Annotated in this window: 17 protein-coding genes; 7 read left to right on the top strand and 10 right to left on the bottom strand. The window is 36.0% G+C overall.

The window, feature by feature from the left end; genetic code table 11:
- Nucleotides 1–41 precede the first annotated feature (41 nt).
- The 6 genes from ABEB23_RS08410 to hflX all read left to right on the top strand — a co-directional run bounded on the left by ABEB23_RS08410 (nucleotide 42) and on the right by hflX (nucleotide 8,885).
- Nucleotides 42–1,253: an MFS transporter gene (locus tag ABEB23_RS08410; protein ID WP_348812107.1), complete on the top strand. Its 1,212-nt coding sequence runs from the start codon at nucleotides 42–44 to the stop codon at nucleotides 1,251–1,253.
- A 154-nt stretch (nucleotides 1,254–1,407) separates the two neighbouring features.
- Nucleotides 1,408–4,290, top strand: coding sequence for a TonB-dependent receptor (locus ABEB23_RS08405; RefSeq protein WP_438861673.1), 2,883 nt, complete (start codon nucleotides 1,408–1,410; stop codon nucleotides 4,288–4,290).
- 20 nt (nucleotides 4,291–4,310) lie between these two features.
- Nucleotides 4,311–5,663, top strand: coding sequence for a DUF5689 domain-containing protein (locus ABEB23_RS08400; protein WP_348812106.1), 1,353 nt, complete (start codon nucleotides 4,311–4,313; stop codon nucleotides 5,661–5,663).
- A gap of 108 nt (nucleotides 5,664–5,771) precedes the next feature.
- Entirely contained in the window at nucleotides 5,772–6,221 is a 450-nt protein-coding gene (locus ABEB23_RS08395) for an FKBP-type peptidyl-prolyl cis-trans isomerase (protein ID WP_348812105.1), read from the top strand.
- 369 nt (nucleotides 6,222–6,590) lie between these two features.
- Nucleotides 6,591–7,457: a hypothetical protein gene (locus tag ABEB23_RS08390; RefSeq protein WP_348812104.1), complete on the top strand. Its 867-nt coding sequence runs from the start codon at nucleotides 6,591–6,593 to the stop codon at nucleotides 7,455–7,457.
- 192 nt (nucleotides 7,458–7,649) lie between these two features.
- Nucleotides 7,650–8,885, top strand: coding sequence for a GTPase HflX (gene hflX, locus ABEB23_RS08385; protein WP_348812103.1), 1,236 nt, complete (start codon nucleotides 7,650–7,652; stop codon nucleotides 8,883–8,885).
- Nucleotides 8,886–8,956: 71 nt separating this feature from the next.
- Here the strand turns inward: hflX and ABEB23_RS08380 are convergent, their stop codons facing one another.
- From ABEB23_RS08380 to ABEB23_RS08355, 6 genes are all read right to left on the bottom strand, one after another.
- Nucleotides 8,957–9,892, bottom strand: coding sequence for a DUF3078 domain-containing protein (locus tag ABEB23_RS08380; RefSeq protein ID WP_348812102.1), 936 nt, complete (start codon nucleotides 9,890–9,892; stop codon nucleotides 8,957–8,959).
- Nucleotides 9,893–9,974: 82 nt separating this feature from the next.
- A complete protein-coding gene (locus ABEB23_RS08375; protein ID WP_348812100.1) occupies nucleotides 9,975–10,487 on the bottom strand; it encodes a DUF2480 family protein in 513 nt (170 codons plus the stop codon).
- 65 nt (nucleotides 10,488–10,552) lie between these two features.
- Nucleotides 10,553–10,876: an SUF system Fe-S cluster assembly protein gene (locus tag ABEB23_RS08370; RefSeq protein ID WP_348812099.1), complete on the bottom strand. Its 324-nt coding sequence runs from the start codon at nucleotides 10,874–10,876 to the stop codon at nucleotides 10,553–10,555.
- A 77-nt stretch (nucleotides 10,877–10,953) separates the two neighbouring features.
- Entirely contained in the window at nucleotides 10,954–11,373 is a 420-nt protein-coding gene (locus tag ABEB23_RS08365) for a SufE family protein (RefSeq protein WP_348812098.1), read from the bottom strand.
- A gap of 46 nt (nucleotides 11,374–11,419) precedes the next feature.
- Nucleotides 11,420–11,845 carry a hypothetical protein gene (locus ABEB23_RS08360; protein ID WP_348812097.1) on the bottom strand — a complete coding sequence of 142 codons (426 nt, stop codon included), beginning with the start codon at nucleotides 11,843–11,845 and terminating at the stop codon, nucleotides 11,420–11,422.
- 12 nt (nucleotides 11,846–11,857) lie between these two features.
- Entirely contained in the window at nucleotides 11,858–13,072 is a 1,215-nt protein-coding gene (locus ABEB23_RS08355; RefSeq protein ID WP_348812096.1) for an aminotransferase class V-fold PLP-dependent enzyme, read from the bottom strand.
- A gap of 285 nt (nucleotides 13,073–13,357) precedes the next feature.
- Between ABEB23_RS08355 and ABEB23_RS08350 the strand changes: the two genes are divergently transcribed.
- Nucleotides 13,358–14,704: a serine hydrolase domain-containing protein gene (locus ABEB23_RS08350; protein WP_348812095.1), complete on the top strand. Its 1,347-nt coding sequence runs from the start codon at nucleotides 13,358–13,360 to the stop codon at nucleotides 14,702–14,704.
- Nucleotides 14,705–14,804: 100 nt separating this feature from the next.
- Here the strand turns inward: ABEB23_RS08350 and sufD are convergent, their stop codons facing one another.
- The 4 genes from sufD to ABEB23_RS08330 all read right to left on the bottom strand — a co-directional run bounded on the left by sufD (nucleotide 14,805) and on the right by ABEB23_RS08330 (nucleotide 18,861).
- Nucleotides 14,805–16,121, bottom strand: coding sequence for a Fe-S cluster assembly protein SufD (gene sufD, locus ABEB23_RS08345; RefSeq protein ID WP_348812094.1), 1,317 nt, complete (start codon nucleotides 16,119–16,121; stop codon nucleotides 14,805–14,807).
- 73 nt (nucleotides 16,122–16,194) lie between these two features.
- Nucleotides 16,195–16,947 (bottom strand): Fe-S cluster assembly ATPase SufC, encoded by a 753-nt coding sequence (gene sufC / locus ABEB23_RS08340; protein ID WP_348812093.1) that lies wholly within the window; start codon nucleotides 16,945–16,947, stop codon nucleotides 16,195–16,197.
- 33 nt (nucleotides 16,948–16,980) lie between these two features.
- On the bottom strand, nucleotides 16,981–18,429 hold the full coding sequence (sufB, locus tag ABEB23_RS08335; protein ID WP_348812092.1) for a Fe-S cluster assembly protein SufB: 1,449 nt from the start codon (nucleotides 18,427–18,429) through the stop codon (nucleotides 16,981–16,983).
- A gap of 102 nt (nucleotides 18,430–18,531) precedes the next feature.
- Nucleotides 18,532–18,861: a HesB/IscA family protein gene (locus tag ABEB23_RS08330; protein WP_348812090.1), complete on the bottom strand. Its 330-nt coding sequence runs from the start codon at nucleotides 18,859–18,861 to the stop codon at nucleotides 18,532–18,534.
- Between the last annotated feature and the right edge of the window lie 295 nt (nucleotides 18,862–19,156).

The raw sequence follows: 19,156 nt of genomic DNA, 5'->3' as shown, positions 1-19,156 counted from the left end.
TTTGTATTTTTGAACCAGTAAAATTCTAAAAAACAACTGATTTGATAGATTTAAACTTTTTAGGCCGATTCAAAGCCAAAGGAAAATACAAAAAAACATATAAAGACGCCAAAGTTTCTTATTTAAATAGAATCCGATGGGCAGTATCTATGTTTTATTTTGGAATGGGTTTGTGTTTTGCCACTTGGGCAAGCCGAATCCCAGATATCAAAACTACTTTACATCTTAGTGAAGGAAGTTTAGGAACCATTTTATTTGCCCTTCCTTTAGGGCAATTGGCGATGATGCTTTTTTCGGGAAGACTGGTAACCCGTTTTGGAAGTCACCGTATTCTACTTTTTTCAATTTTCATGTATGCTTTTAGTTTAACTAATTTAGGATTGGCACAAAATGCTTGGCAACTATCATTAGGATTATTTGCCTTTGGGATTTTTGCAAACCTTTCAAACATAGCCGTAAATACGCAAGGAGTATACACCGAAGGCCTTTTCAAAAGAACCATCATGTCCTCTTTTCATGGCATGTGGAGTTTAGCTGGGTTTACTGGGGCTTTGGTAGGATTGGGAATGTTAGCGTTGGAACTTTCTACTTATGTGCATTTTCTAATTGTTGCAGCAATCGTTGTTTTGTTGGTTGTACTTAATTTTAAATACTTAATTATAGCCAAAGAAAACGCCAAAATCGAAAAGAAAAAAGGCTTCAGAAAACCGGACAGTACATTGGTTTGGCTTGGTGTAATCGGGTTTTGTTGCATGGCCAGCGAGGGTGTTATGTTCGATTGGAGTGGTGTTTATTTCAAAGATGTTATCAAAGCTCCCGGACCATTAGTAATTTTAGGCTACACCTCTTTTATGATCATGATGGCCAGCGGACGATTTCTTGGAGATGGTTTGACACTTAAATTTGGCCGAAAAAAAGTAATGCAAATCAGTGGCTGTCTAATTTCATTAGGATTGTTCACGGCAGTATTTTTTCCGTACATCATCCCTTCAACAATTGCTTTTATGTTTGTCGGATTAGGAGTTTCTACCATTGTGCCTACTCTTTACAGTATCGCCGGAAAACATCCAACAATCCCAACAGGTGAAGCCTTAACAGCTGTTTCGAGTGTAAGTTTCTTAGGATTTTTAATGGGGCCACCCATAATTGGTTATATCGCGGAAGCATTTGGTCTACGATTTTCATTTGCTTTCATTGGTATTTTTGGATTCTTGATTGCCCTTATGGTTTCCAGAATTAAGGCCATTGAATAACATTTTTACTATAATAATTTATAAACCCGTCAACTTTAAAAACTGTCGGGTTTTTTATTTAATTCTGGTGTCCTCAAAATAATAATTAATTTGAAAGTAAAAACCTACTATTTTTATTGTTAATTTTGTAATTACAATCTTACAAATAATTATTTTGAATCATCTAAATTACTACAAACCAATATACCGGCGGCTCTCTTTCAAAAACTTCACCTTAACCCTGCTTTTTCTACTGCAAACAGGATTTGGTTTTGCCCAAAAAACAACTGGCTTCTTAGGAAAAATTATAGATGCGAAAACGCTAAGCCCATTAGAACACGTAGTTGTCAGAATCCAAAACACCTCTGAAATGCGACTTACAACAGCCACGGGAAAATTTAGATTTGAAACAGAAATCATAGGAAACCAGTTCATATTAATACAAAATCAAGGCTATAAGGACAAACTATTTCCGATACAAATTATTGAAGGGCACATACTCGATTTAGGTACAATCCCATTAGAAGAAGACCAAACTTCAGAACAACTTGTTGGTTTAATAACGCTGTACGAAAGTGATCTGACTGACGACAATAGTGGTTCTGAGAATACTTCAGGACTTTTACAATCTTCAAAAGATGCTTTTCAGCAAGCAGCATCATTTAATTGGGGTCAAGCTCGTTTTAGAATTAGAGGGTTAGACAGTGAACATGCTAGTATGATGATTAATGGGGTTTCTATGAATAAACTATATGATGGCAGACCCCAATGGGGAGATTGGGGCGGACTAAACGATGCACTTCGCAATCAGGAATTTTCGATTGGCAGCGCTCCATCTGACTACACTTTTGGCGGCATCTTGGGAACACAGCAAATCAACACCAGAGCCTCCATATATAGGGCTGGTTCGAGAATTTCATTTTCGGCAACCAATACAAATTACAGCTACCGCATGACAGGAACCTATGCTTCCGGCATGAATTCAAGAGGTTGGGCATTTGTAGTTTCCGCCGGAAAACGTCTGGCACAAGAAGGGTATTTTCAAGGAACAACTTATGATGCCAATTCATTTTTTATAAGCCTTGAAAAGAAATTAAATAAAAATCATTCACTTAATTTCACCGGCTTTTATACCCCAAACATTCGTGGAAAAAACTCACCCAATACCGCTGAAGCAACGCAGTTAACATCCGAAAAGTACAATTCATATTGGGGATTTCAAGATGGGAAGAAGAGAAATTCGAGAATCAAAACCATTGAAGAGCCAGTTTTAATGTTGAGTCACTATTGTAAAGCTAATGATAAAGCCTATATAACTTCAAACCTTATGTATCAGTTTGGTAAAATTGGCAATACCAACATTGATTACCAACATGCCAATAGCCCCGATCCGGCGTACTACCGAAAAATGCCTAGTTACTACAGTTCCCTATATGCTCCTGATAATGGAGAATACTCAGGAGAATTTACACCTGATTACGAAAATTCAGAAAAAAGTAAAGAACAATTTCTAGCCAACCCGCAAATTGATTGGGACGCCATGTATCAAGCTAATCAGAAACAAATTTTGGATAACAACGGAACTGTTTCGGGTTATGAACCTACCAAAAGCAAATATGTTTTATTCGAAGACCGCACTGATGATCAAACAATTGCAGCAACCTCAACAGTAAACACCCAACTTACGGAAAACACCTTTTTTTCTGCAGGTGCTTGTTTCAAAAAATTAGAATCACATAACTATCAAAAACTTATCGATCTACTGGGCGGTACTTATTTTGATGATATTGACACTTTCTACAAAGGAAATCAGGCACAATCTGATTTGAATCAGCCCAACCGTCAGGTAATTGTTGGTGATACCTATGCTTACAATTATAAATATTTTGTTAACGCCCTTGAACTGTTTACGCAATTCAGATTCTCGTATAAAACAGCCGACTTCTATTTGGCACAAAGTTTCTCAAACAGCAATTATCAAAGAGAAGGATTGTATAAAAACGGCCTTTATGAAACGACATCTTTTGGAAAAAGCGCTAAAGTAAACTTCGAAAATTTTGGCTTTAAAGGCGGGATAACTTTCAAAATCTCTGGAAAACAACTATTCCTTATTAATGGAGCGCATCTAACTAAAGCACCAACACTCCGCAATACTTTTCCAAATTCAAGATTAAACAACTCCATCGTTGCTGGACTAGAAAGCGAGAATATCAATAGTCTGGATGCCAGTTATATCTTTCGTTCTCCAAAATTCAAAGCCCGAGGGACTGTTTTCTGCACATTGATAAAAAACGCAACCCAAACTTCCTTTTTTTATGCCGAAGGAATCTTTGATAATGGCGCAGGTTATACAAATACCGATGCCTTTGTGAGTCAGACGCTAACACATTTGAACAAGAAAAACTGGGGAACCGAATTCAGTTTGGAATATCAAATCAATTCCACCTTTAAAACGACTGCATCAATGGCTTTTGGAGAATTCATTTTCGACAGTAATCCAAAGGTAACTATTGCCAATGATGCCCAAGCTTCATTGGAAAATACCAATCCAGTCTTTGACTTTGGAAATGCAAGTTTAAAAAACTACAAACAAGCTGGCATGCCACAACAAGCTTACAGTGCGGGAATCGAATACCGCGACCCCAAATATTGGTGGATTGGAACCAATATCAATTATCTTTCAAACACTTACATTGACATCTCCCCTATTTCCCGAACGGAAAACTTTTATAAAAACCCGGCAAGTGGTTTCAACTTTCCCGAAGCGACCGAAGAACGAGCCGCCATATTACTCAAACAGGAAAAATTTGACCCTATCACGCTTTTAAATCTTTCCGCCGGAAAATCATGGAGGATCTACGGTAAAAATGTGGGGCTTTTTGTGAGCATCAACAACCTCCTTGATGTCAACTACAAAACTGGCGGATACGAACAAGCCAGAAATGCCAATTTCAGACAACTCAATCAGGATGTTTCCAGCGGAACTCCGTCTTTTGGAAATAAATATTTTTATGGATATGGAAGAACCTATTTCGTCAATCTTTATATCAATTTATAAATCAGAAAATCAGTTATTTTATGAAACCTACTTCTAATAATTTCCTTTTTTCAGTAGCAATTACCGCCCTCTTTACAAGCTGTGTGAATGACGAATTTTCAGTTCCGAAACTAAGTTGCACTCAACCTGATTTAACCGTTAACCGAACAGTCGCCGATGTTCATAAAGATGCCAATGCTATTGCAACTCAATATCCTTATGATGACATTATCGAAGCCTATGTCGTATCAAGCGATGAGGCCGGTAACTTTTTCAAAACGATTTCTTTTCAAACTTTGGCGACAGCCGAATCACCCGCACTAGGTTTTAGCGTTCCTGTTGATGCCTCCAACAGCTATATCGACTATCGCATTGGCAATAAAGTCTATATAAAACTCAAGGACCAATACACTGATATTTTTTACGGTGGTCTGCGAATAGGCGGTATTTATGTGAACTCCTACAACGAAGGTTCAGTGGGCAGGCTTTCGCAAAACGACTATAAAAAAGTATTAAATGCTTCCTGTACAACCGTGACTGAAGACCTTCTGGTAACAGCTACTACGATTGCCGACCTAACTCACGATTCAAAGTTGAACACTTTGGTTGAAATATCCGATGTTCAGTTTACGGCAGCAGCCAATGGACGGCATTATTACGAAGAAACCAATGATGTTGGCGGTGCTACAAATTGGAATTTAATGGATAAGTTCGGGAATCAATTGATTTTTAGAACGAGCAGCTTTGCTGATTTTGCCAATAATTTAGTTCCGAATGGAAGCGGAAAAGTTAAAGGAGTACTCACAAAATTTGGCTCTGATTATCAACTTATTGCTCGATTTGAAAACGATGTTATGATGACTGAAACAAGAGCTGTCCCGTTTTTCTCAGAAGACTTTCAATCGGTCGAAAACAACACCAAACTCAATTTACCGGGCTGGGCTAACATGGTTCAAAAAGGCACAAAATTCTGGATTGGAACCGTATATTCCGGAAATGGCTATGCCGAATTCAATACCACAGGAACCAAGGTTGTGTCCAATGTCGCCTGGTTGATTTCTCCGAAAATAGATATGGATGCTCATACGAATGAAGTTTTGACTTTCAGAACAGCTCAACATCATTTAGACGTTGATTCTCCATTAAATTCTCTACAAGCGTATGTTTCCACTGATTTTGACGGCTTAAATATTGTAACAGCCACCTGGATTCCTCTCACACCTAATTTACCCAATCAAACCACACCCTGGCATCAATTTGTGGGTTCTGGTGGTATTGATCTGTCCTCTTACACGGGAAAAATTAATATTGCCTTCAAATATATGGGATCAGGTAAAAACTTAGCGTTGGATGGCGCGTTCCAAGTAGATGATGTTCAAATTTATGGGGACTAATTATTGCACTCTGAATTACCCCCTAAAGATCAGCGTTGCATTTATTTTGGACAACAATTACCTATAGAATTTTACTATATTTGCCGCCACTCTTAAATAAATATAACCATGAAACACCTCTTATTTGCTTTAGCCTTAACACTCTTTATATCTTGTTCAAAAGATAAAGAAATAGATTATGTTGCTAAAAACGAACAAGATATTATTGCCTATATAGCAAAAAATAATTTATCTGCCCAAAAAAGCAATTCTGGCTTGTACTATGTAATTAACGAACCAGGGACCGGAGAACAACCTACTCAAAATTCGAATGTGACAGTAGCTTACAAAGGTTATTTCACCAATGGAAATGTATTTGACCAAAGTACTTCCGAGGGTATTTCATTTGGTTTACAACAAGTCATAAAAGGCTGGACAGAAGGGATTCCTCATTTCAAAGAAGGTGGTAGCGGTATCCTTTTAGTACCGGCCCATCTCGGATATGGAAACGATGATTATAGCAGTATCCCAGGAGGTTCTGTACTAATTTTTGAAGTTAAACTTATTTCTGTAAACTAGTCCTTAATTGCTATACTTTGTAAGTGACGGAATTACGTATCCGACAAAAATTAAGTCTGACGTATTGCTAACACTTATCAAAACAGATTACATCTCAAACCAACCCCTCGTGATATCAGTATAGATTCCAGAGGGGTTTTTCATATAATTAATATCCTTTTAATGCCCCGCAAGCAGAAGTTACAGCGATATTTGGGTATAAATCCATTTTAGTTTTCCAAGGAAAAACACGCGAAAAACATGTAATCAATTTACAACCAATTAATTACCTAATAAATTTAGTTCTACTCCTTACTTTTCAGCTTTAAAATTGCGGTCCTTTGGTTGATTTTTGTATTTTGGTACTCCCAAATTGAAACAAAATACCATATGAAAACCTACTTTTTTGCCTTCTTTATGATGGCCTTCTCTTATTTGTCCCAAAGTCAAGCACAGGAAAATCCTGTTAAGTTGAAACAAATTAACATTGTAAAAACAAATTTCCGAAATCTAAAAAGCGGTGAAATTATAAACAAAAACTTCTTATTCAAGGACGGAAAACTTTCAACAATCACAACCTCTGACGTCACTCAGAACTTCTTTTACAACCAAAAAGGATTATTGGATATGAGCGTAAAAGAAAAAACAGGAAGCAACTGGAAAGAAGTAATAAACTACACTTATGACGAACAAAACCGACTCATAAAATTCACCAAAAAATACGACGAGGAAGGCAAATATGTCACTAAGACAGTAACTTTTTCCTATGTGGGTGCAAGAATAAAAGCAATCACTAAAAAAACGAACAGCCAACAAACTTATGTAGAAGACATTGAATATCTCGTTGAAAATGGCCTTATTACCAGACGTTCATCCAGAGATAGAAATCAACAAATCTTCAACAAAACAGAATATGTCTACTCTAATGATAATGTTCTCCGACACAAAGGATTGCTAGGCGACAAATCAATTAAAACCTATGGATTTGATGATAAAAATTCAGCAGATTTACTAATAGTAAAAAACATATTCGGTGAAAACTATAAAGTTATTGTACCATTGGTTTCCTTTCACGAAGAAGAATTTAATTTTCAATCAATCTGCAATAACAACGAATTGAGCTACACCACTACCGCGGCAAAAGATATTATTAAAAGTGGAAAATTCAAATACAACACTTTAAACTATCCGGCATCATATTCCCTTTCTGAGGATAACGGAATGCTGAAAACCGTAAAAACATATATCTACGAGTAAAAAAACTGACTCCTTTTAAGGTTTATAAAAGCGAATCTTTGCAGAAAATTATTTTGCAAAGATTCGCTTTCTTATTGGATATTCTTGATTTCGATAATAAATCCAAAATAATCAGATTCAAATCTTCTGTTTTTTATAAAGAACTCCAGAAGTATAAAGCAAATCAGTAAATTTGCAGTCTTATTTAAAGACATGTTAGAAAAAGAAGTAATAAATTTCGAAAAAACGGCAATTGTTGGTATTGTAACCCAAAACCAAAGTGAAGAGAAACTAAACGAATATCTTGACGAATTGGAGTTTTTGACCTTTACCGCTGGAGGACAAGTGGTGAAACGCTTTTGGCAAAAAATGGACAAACCAAATCCCAAAACGTTTCTAGGTACTGGAAAAATAGATGAAATTAATCTTTACGTAAAAGAAAATGACATTTCAACCCTGATATTTGATGATGAACTGTCACCTTCCCAACAAAAGAATATTTCAAAGATTATCGATTGTAAAATTCTGGACAGAACGAATCTTATCTTGGATATTTTTGCGCAAAGAGCTGAAACGTCCTACGCCCGAACACAAGTGGAACTGGCGCAATGCATCTATTTGTTACCGAGATTATCCGGTTTATGGACGCACTTAGAGCGCCAAAAAGGAGGAATCGGGATGCGTGGACCTGGAGAAACGGAGATTGAAACCGACAGACGTATTGTGCGCGACAGAATTTCCTTGTTGAAGGAAAAAATAAAAAACATTGACAAACAAATGGGTGTGCAACGTAGCAATCGTGGTGCGATGGTCCGTGTAGCTTTGGTAGGATATACCAATGTTGGAAAATCCACTTTAATGAATGCGGTTGGAAAAAGTGATGTTTTTGTAGAAAACAAACTATTCGCCACTTTGGACACCACCGTACGAAAAGTAGTGATTAAAAACCTGCCTTTTTTGCTTTCGGATACCGTTGGATTTATTAGAAAATTACCAACCCAATTGGTAGATTCTTTTAAAAGCACACTAGACGAAGTTCGTGAAGCAGATTTGCTTTTGCATGTGGTTGATATTTCACATCCTGATTTTGAAGATCATATTGCATCGGTAAACCAAACTTTATTAGACATCAAAGCCAGTGACAAACCTACAATTATGGTTTTCAATAAAATTGATGCCTACAAACATCTGACCATTGATGAAGATGATTTAATGACCGAAAAAACAACCAGACATTACACGCTGGAAGAATGGAAATCAACCTGGATGAGTCGTGTAGGAGAACAAAATGCCTTGTTTATCTCGGCAAAAAACAAAGAAAACTTTGAAGAATTCAGAGAGCGTGTGTACGAAGCTGTTCGACAAATTCATATTACCCGTTTCCCATACAATAAGTTTTTATACCCTGATTATAAAGACGCTGTAGAAAAAGAAGATAAAGAAGAATAAACATTTCTCTTTAATAGTAAAAAAGCCCTTTTGAAACGACAAAAGGGCTTTTTTTATGCTTATTTACTATATTAAAAACCAAAATTAACTCCTAAACCAAAAACCTCCCTGGTTTGAAATCCTCTAAATGCATTATCATCGTATATCACCTGAAGGGACAAATTAGCCGACAAATACTTATTGATTTTCATTACAACGGCTAAAGAATAATCAAGGTCAACATTTAGGGGATCTTCAAGATAATTAGAATATAGATTTAAGGTATTTTCTGCCGAAACATTGGCCATAACATTAAACTTATAATAGGCCGACGCATACAACCCTAATTCGTAACGCATGCTCTTATTCGCATCAACCCCAAAATAATCTCCGTCTACATATCCAACTCCCGAAGTCTTATCTTTATTCACAAAAGTAAATTTGGAGGTCAATGGAGCAAAATTAAACTTCAAATTCTCCTCCTTTTTCCAATAAATACCAGGCCCAAAAGTTAAATAGCCCGGAGAAAGAAAATCAGTGTATTCCGTTCTTATTTCAGCACCATTGACGTCTTTACTGTAAAGATATCCTTTTGTAAATTGGGTTCTGAAATTTAAAAAGAAGGAGTAATACCAGTTGCTGTTCTCAGCCACTCTTTTCCCTAAAATGGAATTTAATTCAAGTCGGTCATCTGTCTTCTTTTCGAAATCGGCATTATCGGTTTGAAGCAGACCGTAGGATGCCAAAACTTTATTATCCCAAGACACATCATCTTTTTTGTAATTGAAATCATAATTGATTCCTAAATTACCGGATAGGTTGTTTTCTCCACCGGCAACCCAATTGTTGAAATTCGATTGATTAAAAAGAAACGAAACAGTTCCTTTCTTCTTCCATCCGTTCTCAGTTGTGTCAGCAATTGATTTAACAACTTTCTCGGTGTTTTTTATCAACTCTTTCTCGGAATTTTGTGCTTGAACGAAAACGGCAGTTGTCATCAACAATACTGCTAAGAGAAGTCTTTTCATTTTTCCTTTATTTAATTGGTAATCAAATATAAGGAAAACTGAGCAACTGTTAAAATATACCTAATTTAAATATAAAATAAAGTTATTTGTTTTTTTGGGCTTTATACAAAGGAACCGCTGAACAGGCTTCGCCATACATTATACTTCTGGCAAAAGGCTGTAAATATTGAGCTGCCAAGATATAAGCACGTAGAGGTACCGGTTTTTTAGAACAGCCTTTCAGGATAACAGGTTTGTCTTTGTAAACAGAATAATCGATTTTAGAAAGCACGTCTTCATAAAGAGAAGCATCAATATCTTCTCTGTAACCATTGACAATTTTTTTGGCAAAAGGTGTCAATTGAATCGTAACCAAAATCAACGCCCAAGCAGGAATAATGGCATCTGTTCCGCAGGAAACAGCGACATATTGATCTTGATACTGCGACCAATCATAATTTTTCAACTTTTCTCTGAAGTCGGTTTCTTTCAAAACAAAGCCATCCAAAAGCCATTGTGAAATATCGATTTGCGCCCGAATTCCTTTCGGATAATAGTCTTCGAGATCGAAAACCTCCAAAACACTATTGGCCACTTTATTGATTATTTCTTCCATTTTTTTAGTTTTCAGTCACAGTCTCAATTCACAATCTAAAAAGTGAACTGAGACTGATTACTTTTTTACAGCATTCCCAATTCTAATTTTGCTTCTTCACTCATTAAATCTTTACTCCAAGGCGGATCGAAAGTAATCTCTACATCAGCATCTTTTACATATTCGATAGATTTTACTTTTTCCTCTACTTCTCTTGGTAAACTTTCCGCAACAGGACAATTTGGAGAGGTTAATGTCATCAGGATTTTTACTTCATAATCTGTATTTACCATCACATCATAAATCAATCCCAATTCGTAGATATCTACAGGAATCTCCGGATCGTAAATCGTTTTTAGTTTTTGGACAATGGCTTCTCCTAATTCTGTGGTGTTTATTTCTTGTGTCATAATTGTAGTATTAAACCATTTTAAACATGGTATTTAAGTTTTTTTGAACCCTATCAGCAATATAAGTTCCTTTAAAATTATTTCTTAGTATTGAATGCCAAAGCATACATTTTAATATTTTTTATCATCGACACCAATCCGTTAGCGCGGGTTGGGGACAAATGTTCTTTCAAACCTATCTCGTCTATGAAACCCATATCGGCTTCAAGGATGTCTGAGGCCTTCTGATTCGAAAAAGCACGAATTAGTATAGCTATAATCCCTTTGGTTAAAATCGCGTCGCTATCAGCCGTAAAAACGATTTTATCGTCAATCTGTTCCCCTTGCAACCACACTTTAGATTGACAGCCTTTGATAAGGTTATTCTCGGTTTTGAATTCTTCCTTGATTAACGGAAGACTTTTTCCCAATTCAATGATGTACTCATAACGTTGCATCCAATCATCAAACATTGAAAATTCGTCTATTATTTCTTCTTGTATTTCTTTTATTGTCATCTATGCTGAATTATTTACACTGAATATATTCAGTGTCTCAGTTATTTTATTTATGGGTAAATGAAACTAATTTGTTTACCAATTTCTTTATTTCGGCTGGTGGAAAACCATGGTCAAAGCCTTTCGTTTCGTATGTTTTTCCTTTGTAGATGATTTTTAAATTGGCAATAGCCGCACCATCGTAAAAGCGTTTTTCCGTTGGCGCTTTCAAATTTGGAACAGCTTCAAGATCTAGCTTTTCAAATTCTGCAGTCAGCACTTTCCAATCCTCATCTGATATTTTGGTTTCAACCGGCTTTTCATCCCTGTTTTTAGAAACAAAAACGGTTTGATTTTCTACCAACACTTTTTGGTATATGCCTCTTGATTGTGCACTGTATTCAATTGTGGCAGTATCCATATCGGTGTTTTTTTGAGAGGCGCAACTGCTCACGATAAACATACTTAAAAAAAATGCAATTGCTATTTTCATGATTGTTTGGATTTAAGACAACATCATTTGAGCTTTTTTAACAGCCTCTACCATGCTGTCAATTTCTTCTTTCGTATTGTAAAATGCAAACGAAGCACGTATTGTTCCAGGAATTTCAAAGAAACTCATAATCGGTTGTGCACAATGATGCCCTGTTCGTACAGCTATTCCTAATTTATCAATGATAGCACCAACATCATAAGGATGAATCCCATCAATGTTAAACGAAATTACCGAAGTTTTTGCTTTCGATGTACCAAAAATTCTCAACCCTTCAATTTCCAATAAACGTTTTGTTGCATATTCCAGCAATTCCAATTCTTGTTTCTGAATATTTTCAAAACCAATTTCGTTCAGGTAATCAATAGCTGTTCCCAAGACGATTCCACCCGCAATATCAGGAGTTCCCGCTTCAAATTTATGAGGTAAATCAGCATAAGTAGTTTTCTCAAAAGTTACTTCTTTGATCATTTCTCCTCCACCTTGATAGGGCGGTAATTTATTTAACCATGCTTCTTTTCCATATAAAATCCCGGTTCCCGTTGGACCACACATTTTATGACCTGAAAAAGCATAAAAATCACAATCCAATTCCTGAACATCCGGTTTTAAATGCGGAACGGCCTGAGCACCGTCTATAAAAACCGCTGCACCAAATTCGTGCGCTTTATCAATCATGTATTTGATTGGATTGATTGTTCCCAAAGCGTTCGAAATATGATTTACGGTAACGATTTTAGTTCTGCCTGATACTAATTTATCGTATTCATCCATAATCAACTCTCCTTTTTCATTCATCGGAATGACTTTAAGGACCGCTCCTGTTTTCTCACACAGCATCTGCCAAGGCACAATATTGCTGTGGTGTTCCAATGCAGAAACCACAACCTCATCACCCGGTTTTAAAATCGCAGCGAATCCGTTCGCAACCAGGTTTACACCATGTGTTGTTCCTGAAGTAAAAAGCACTTCATGAGCGAATTGAGCATTAATATGATTTTGAGCTTTTTTTCTGGAAAGTTCATAAGCTTCTGTTGCCAATTGGCTCAAAGTATGAACCCCGCGGTGAATATTGGCATTAATTTCCTGATAATATTTTGAAATCGCTTCAATAACCACTTGTGGTTTTTGCGATGTGGCTCCGTTGTCAAAATAAACCAATGGCTTCCCATTTACACTTCGGGATAGAATTGGAAAATCTGATCTAATTTTTTTTATATCTAGCATTACTTTATTTAGAAAAATTCTAAATACAAAAGTAGTGAAATTGAAATTAATTTTTAGCAAACACTTGTTAATAAAAATTAAACCACTAAGAAATTCAGATTCCTAGCGTTTTGTACGAATACATAAAGAATCTCAATTTCTTGCTTGTACGAAAGTTTATAATTCTTTTTTACTAAATTGCTTACTATTAATGCGCTATAAAAAAAGAACAATCTAAAATTAGTCATAAAACCAATTGTGATATAAAAATCACATAGTAATCATGAAAACAACAAATAATAACATATGAAAAAATTCCTTCAAATATTTGGTTTAGCAGCTCTTATTGGCATGACCTATTTTGGATTTACCACTTATCCCAAACTAGATTTAATTTCTGGTTTCTCTTCAAAAAGTCTGGCTTCAGGCCATTTTATAGACAATCGTTCACAGGAAATGGTTGAAAAAGGAGATAATGATATGCATCTGATTGATTTGGCTGATAATAAAATTGATGAAGATGGAAAATTCGCTTCGGCAACCGTCTATGGTCTGAAAGAACGAAAAGCGATTTATCGCGAAGGCCTAGGCGTAACGCTAATCAACGATGATTTTGATGTTTCAAAACCCTATTTGGTTCCCAAAAGAACAAAATTGAACAATAGTTTACCTTTTCCTTATGGCAATAACGAGCCCAAAGAAACTGTTTTTGCAAATATTGACTATGAAAAATTGAATACGGCTGTAGCCAATGCTTTCGACAAAAAAGGTGAAATAAAAAAAAGAACCCGTTCTCTATTGGTGATCTATAAAGACAAAATCATAGCCGAAAAATACGATACCGGCTTCAACAAAGACAGTAAAATTCTAGGCTGGTCGATGACTAAGAGTATTACCAGTGCGATGTTTGGAATTCTGGAAAAACAAGCTAAGTTTAACATTTATAAACCCGCTCCAATCCCGGAATGGGCAAATGACGAGCGCAAAATCATTACAACAAATGATTTATTACACATGAATTCAGGTTTGGAATGGGAGGAGAAGTACGATAGAATTTGTGATGCCACCGAAATGCTTTTTCAGGCAGAAGACATGACAAAGGTCCAATTAGAAAAACCGGCCATATTCAAACCCAATACCCATTGGAATTACTCGTCGGGAACCAGCAACCTTCTTTCCGGAATTTTGCGAAAACAATTCAAAACCCATCAGGAATATTTAGATTTTTGGTACACAAACCTGATTGACAAAATTGGGATGAACTCCATGTTGATTGAAACAGATATGGCAGGTAATTATGTGGGTTCATCTTATGGCTGGGCCACAACCAGGGATTGGGCTAAATTTGGTTTACTATACCTGCACAAAGGCAACTGGAATGGAGAGCAAATCCTGAACGAAAGTTGGGTAAAATATACCACAACACCAACCAACACCTCAAACGGGCAATATGGCGCTCATTTTTGGTTAAACGCCAGTGGAAGATATAAAGATGCTCCAAGGGATTTATTTTCCTGCAACGGTTTCCAGGGACAAATGATTTTTATCATTCCTTCACAAGATTTAGTTATCGTACGAATGGGCTTAAAAGAAGACCCTGCAATTAATTTCAACGAATTATTGAGAGGGATTATTTCATCTATCAAAAAATAACTGTAGAAGCTCAAACTAAAACCACAAAGGGCACAAAGTTCAGAAACAAACTTTGCGCCCTTTGCGTAAATCTTACGAAACCTTGCGGTTAAAAACTTAACTACAAATCAAATCCCAATTTCACGCCTAATTTATTGGCAATAATAGTGGTAATTCGTTTTTTAAGTTCTGGTATTTTGATATTTTCGATAACTGCATTCGAGAACGCATACATCAATAAAGCTTTGGCTTCTTTCTTAGGGATTCCGCGCTGTTGCATGTAGAACATCGCAGTTTCATCTAACTGACCAACAGTACAACCATGCGAACATTTTACATCATCGGCAAAAATTTCCAATTGCGGCTTTGCATTGATAGTAGCCTTATCACTCAATAGAATGTTGTTGCTTTTTTGAAATGCATTAGTTTTTTGCGCTTCTTTCTCTACATATACTTTTCCGTTGAAAACACCTGTAGAACGATCTGAAAAGATCCCTTTATAATCCTGGAAACTTTCACAGTTTGGAGACGAATGCTTCACTAAAGTATAGTGATCAACATGCTGTTTTCCGCCAATTATAGTTATCCCATTTAAAGTACTGGTCAATCTTTCGCCAAAATGATAAAAATTCAAATTATTTCGGGTCAAATTCCCTCCAAAAGAGAAGGTATGTACCGAAACATGACTTTCTTGCTTTTGAGAAACATAAGTATTATCAATTAAATTGGCTTCAAGACTGTCGTTTTGAATTTTATAATAATCAACAATAGCACGTTTTTGAGCAAAAATCTCGGTAACAGAATTGGTTAAAACCGCATTGTCATTCAAACATTGGTGTCTTTCGATAATCTGAACATGAGAATTCTCACCTACAATCACCAAATTTCTTGGCTGTACCAAAAGAGCTGCTTCTGACCCGGTAGAAAAATACATAATCTCAATAGGTTTGTCCGCTACCTTGCTTTTAGGAATGTTGATATAGGCTCCTTCATTGGCGAAAGCCGTATTCAAAGAAGTCAAACTTTCCTCTTTACTGGCAATTTTATTGAAATAAGTGTCAATCACCATTTTGTATTTAGGTTTGTTCAATGCCGAAGACATTAAGCAAACATCAATTCCATCGTGTGTGGTTGAGGACAAATGCGAACTAAAAACACCATCAACAAAAACTACTTTGTAGGTATCAATTTCATGCAAAAAGTATTTTTTTACATCTTTGAACTCGATCGTTGGCTCATTTTTTGGGAATACGCTAAAATCATTTTTTAAGATAGCATTTAGCGAAGTATATTTCCAAGCTTCATCTTTTTTGGTTGGAAAACCTTTATTTTCAAAGTTTTTTATGGCCGCTGTTCGAACATCATGAAGTTCAGTCTGAACATCGATACGCTCTTCAAAAGCCATAAAAGACGATAGTAATTTTTCTTTCAATTCCATTTTTGGTAGTTATAAGTTATGAGTTATAAGTTATGAGTTTTGCAAACTGCAAACTGTAAACTGCAAACTAATTTTACGCTTCTTGTTCTTGTTTAATCCAGTCGTATCCTTTTTCTTCCAACTCGTAAGCCAGTTCTTTTCCTCCGGATTTTACAATTTTTCCGTTGTACAGAACGTGAACAAAATCAGGAACGATATAGTCTAATAACCTTTGGTAGTGAGTGATAACAATGATAGCGTTTTTGTCGCTTTTTAACTTGTTAACACCGTTGGCTACAATTCGAAGCGCATCAATATCCAAACCAGAATCGGTTTCATCCAAAATAGCCAATTTTGGTTCTAACATCGCCATTTGGAAAATCTCGTTACGTTTCTTCTCCCCACCAGAAAATCCTTCATTTAGAGAACGCGACAAAAACTTTCTGTCAATTTCCAATAATTCTGATTTCTCACGAATTACTTTCAGCATTTGGTTAGCCGGCATTTCTTCTAAACCGTTTGCTTTACGAGTTTCGTTAATCGCAGTTCTCATAAAGTTGGTTACTGAAACACCCGGAATCTCTACCGGATATTGGAATGAAAGAAAAACTCCTTTGTGTGCTCTTTCTTCCGGAGCCAATTCAGAGATGTCTTCACCTTCCAAAAGAATTTCTCCCTCGGTCACTTCGTAATTTTCATTCCCTGCAATTATCGCAGAAAGAGTACTTTTTCCGGCACCATTTGGTCCCATTATCGCATGGATTTCTCCTGCTTTCACTTCAAGGTTTATTCCTTTTAATATTTCTTTGTCTCCAATGGAGGCGTGTAAATTTTTAATTGATAACATCTTGTTTCTTTGTTTTATAAAGTCTTAAAAAGATTAACCTACTGATCCTTCAAGAGAAATTTCTAATAATTTTTGTGCTTCAACAGCAAATTCCATTGGCAACTTATTCAATACATCTTTACTAAAACCGTTCACGATTAAAGCAATAGCTTTTTCAGTTGGAATTCCACGTTGGTTACAATAGAAAACTTGGTCTTCTCCAATCTTACTGGTTGTTGCCTCATGCTCTATTTTGGCTGTTGGATTTTTACTTTCGATATATGGAAAAGTATGTGCCCCACAATTGTTCCCCATTAAGAGCGAATCACATTGTGAAAAGTTTCGCGCATTATCTGCTCTGGCACTGATTTGTACCAAACCACGGTAACTGTTTTGTGATTTTCCGGCAGAAATTCCTTTGGAAATAATGGTTGATTTGGTGTTTTTACCCAAATGAATCATTTTGGTTCCTGTATCGGCCTGTTGGAAATTATTGGTTACAGCAATCGAATAAAACTCTCCTACTGAATTATCTCCTTTTAATACGCAAGAAGGATATTTCCAAGTAACGGCAGAACCTGTCTCTACTTGTGTCCAAGAAATTTTTGCGTTTTTCTCACACAAACCTCTTTTGGTCACAAAATTGAAAACCCCACCTTTTCCTTCTTTATTTCCTGGATACCAGTTTTGAACAGTTGAATATTTGATTTCGGCATCATCCATCGCTATCAATTCTACTACAGCAGCGTGCAATTGATTTTCATCACGACTTGGCGCAGTACAACCTTCTAAGTAAGAAACATAACTTCCTTCATCTGCAACAACCAATGTTCTTTCGAATTGTCCAGTTCCGGCTTGATTGATACGGAAATATGTTGATAATTCCATTGGACAACGAACACCTTTTGGAATATAACAGAACGAACCATCAGAGAAAACAGCTGAATTCAAGGCTGCATAAAAATTATCTTTCTGTGGCACTACAGTTCCTAAATATTTTTTAACCAAATCCGGATATTCACGGATTGCTTCAGAAATAGAACAGAAAATAATCCCTTTCTCTCCTAATGTTTTCTTGAATGTAGTTGCTACCGAAACAGAATCCACAACAATATCCATGGCAACTCCGGACAACATTTTTTGTTCGTCAAGAGAAATTCCCAGTTTTTTGAAAGTTTCCAGTAATTCAGGATCTACTTCATCAAGGCTATCGTACTTCGCCTTGCTTTTTGGGGCAGAATAATAAGAAATAGCTTGAAAATCCGGTTTGTCATAATGAACATTTGCCCATTCTGGCTCTTCCATTTGCTCCCAAGCACGAAAAGCCTCAATGCGCCAGTCGGTCATCCATTGTGGTTCTTCTTTTCTAAGGGAAATCGCTCGAACGATATCTTCGTTTAAACCAACAGGAAACGTATCAGAGTCTATATCAGTATAAAATCCGTACTCGTATTCCTTGGTTTCGAGTTCAATTTTTAAGTCGTCTTCAGTATATTTTGACATTTTTTTATAGTATTGAAAGATTGAAAAATTGAAGTATTTAAATAAAATATTAAAACACCTCTGAAATCTTTAAATCTTTAAATTTTCAATCATTTAATTATTTTAAAGAGAGAAACTCTCCCCGCAACCACAAGTTCTACTTGCATTTGGATTATTGAAAACAAATCCTTTTCCGTTTAATCCGCCTGAAAATTCCAAGATTGTTCCGGCTAAATATAGAAATGACTTTTTTTCTACCGCAATGGTAATATCGTTATCCATGAAGATCTTATCGTCCTCACCTTTTGTTTTATCGAACTTCAAATCATAAGATAAACCAGAGCATCCGCCGCTTTTCACCCCTACTCTTACATAGTCGACAGCAGCATCAAAACCATCGTCTTTCATCAAATCGATGATTTTCTTTTTGGCAGTATCAGAAACTTTTATCATGAGTTTATATTATTTGTTTTTTATACGTCATATGAAAGGCACTAAAAAGAAGATTAAAACATCTGCTATTCCGAAATGCTTATTTCACTGTTATATTGATTTTGTCTAAATTAACGACAAAGATAGTACATAAAAACCTTTTTCCATAATTGATAACATTTATATAACTAATCTTAAAATAGAAAAAAACTATTTGCCAATAGTAAAAGCCTTTGAATTACTTAACTTTGTGTCAACTTTTTTTATAAAATCATGAAATGAGCATGACCTGAAATTGGCTACAAATACCAATGAA

Source organism: Flavobacterium maritimum (assembly GCF_040049085.1).
Classification (GTDB): domain Bacteria; phylum Bacteroidota; class Bacteroidia; order Flavobacteriales; family Flavobacteriaceae; genus Flavobacterium; species Flavobacterium maritimum.
This window is presented reverse-complemented; position numbering and strand designations above follow the sequence as displayed.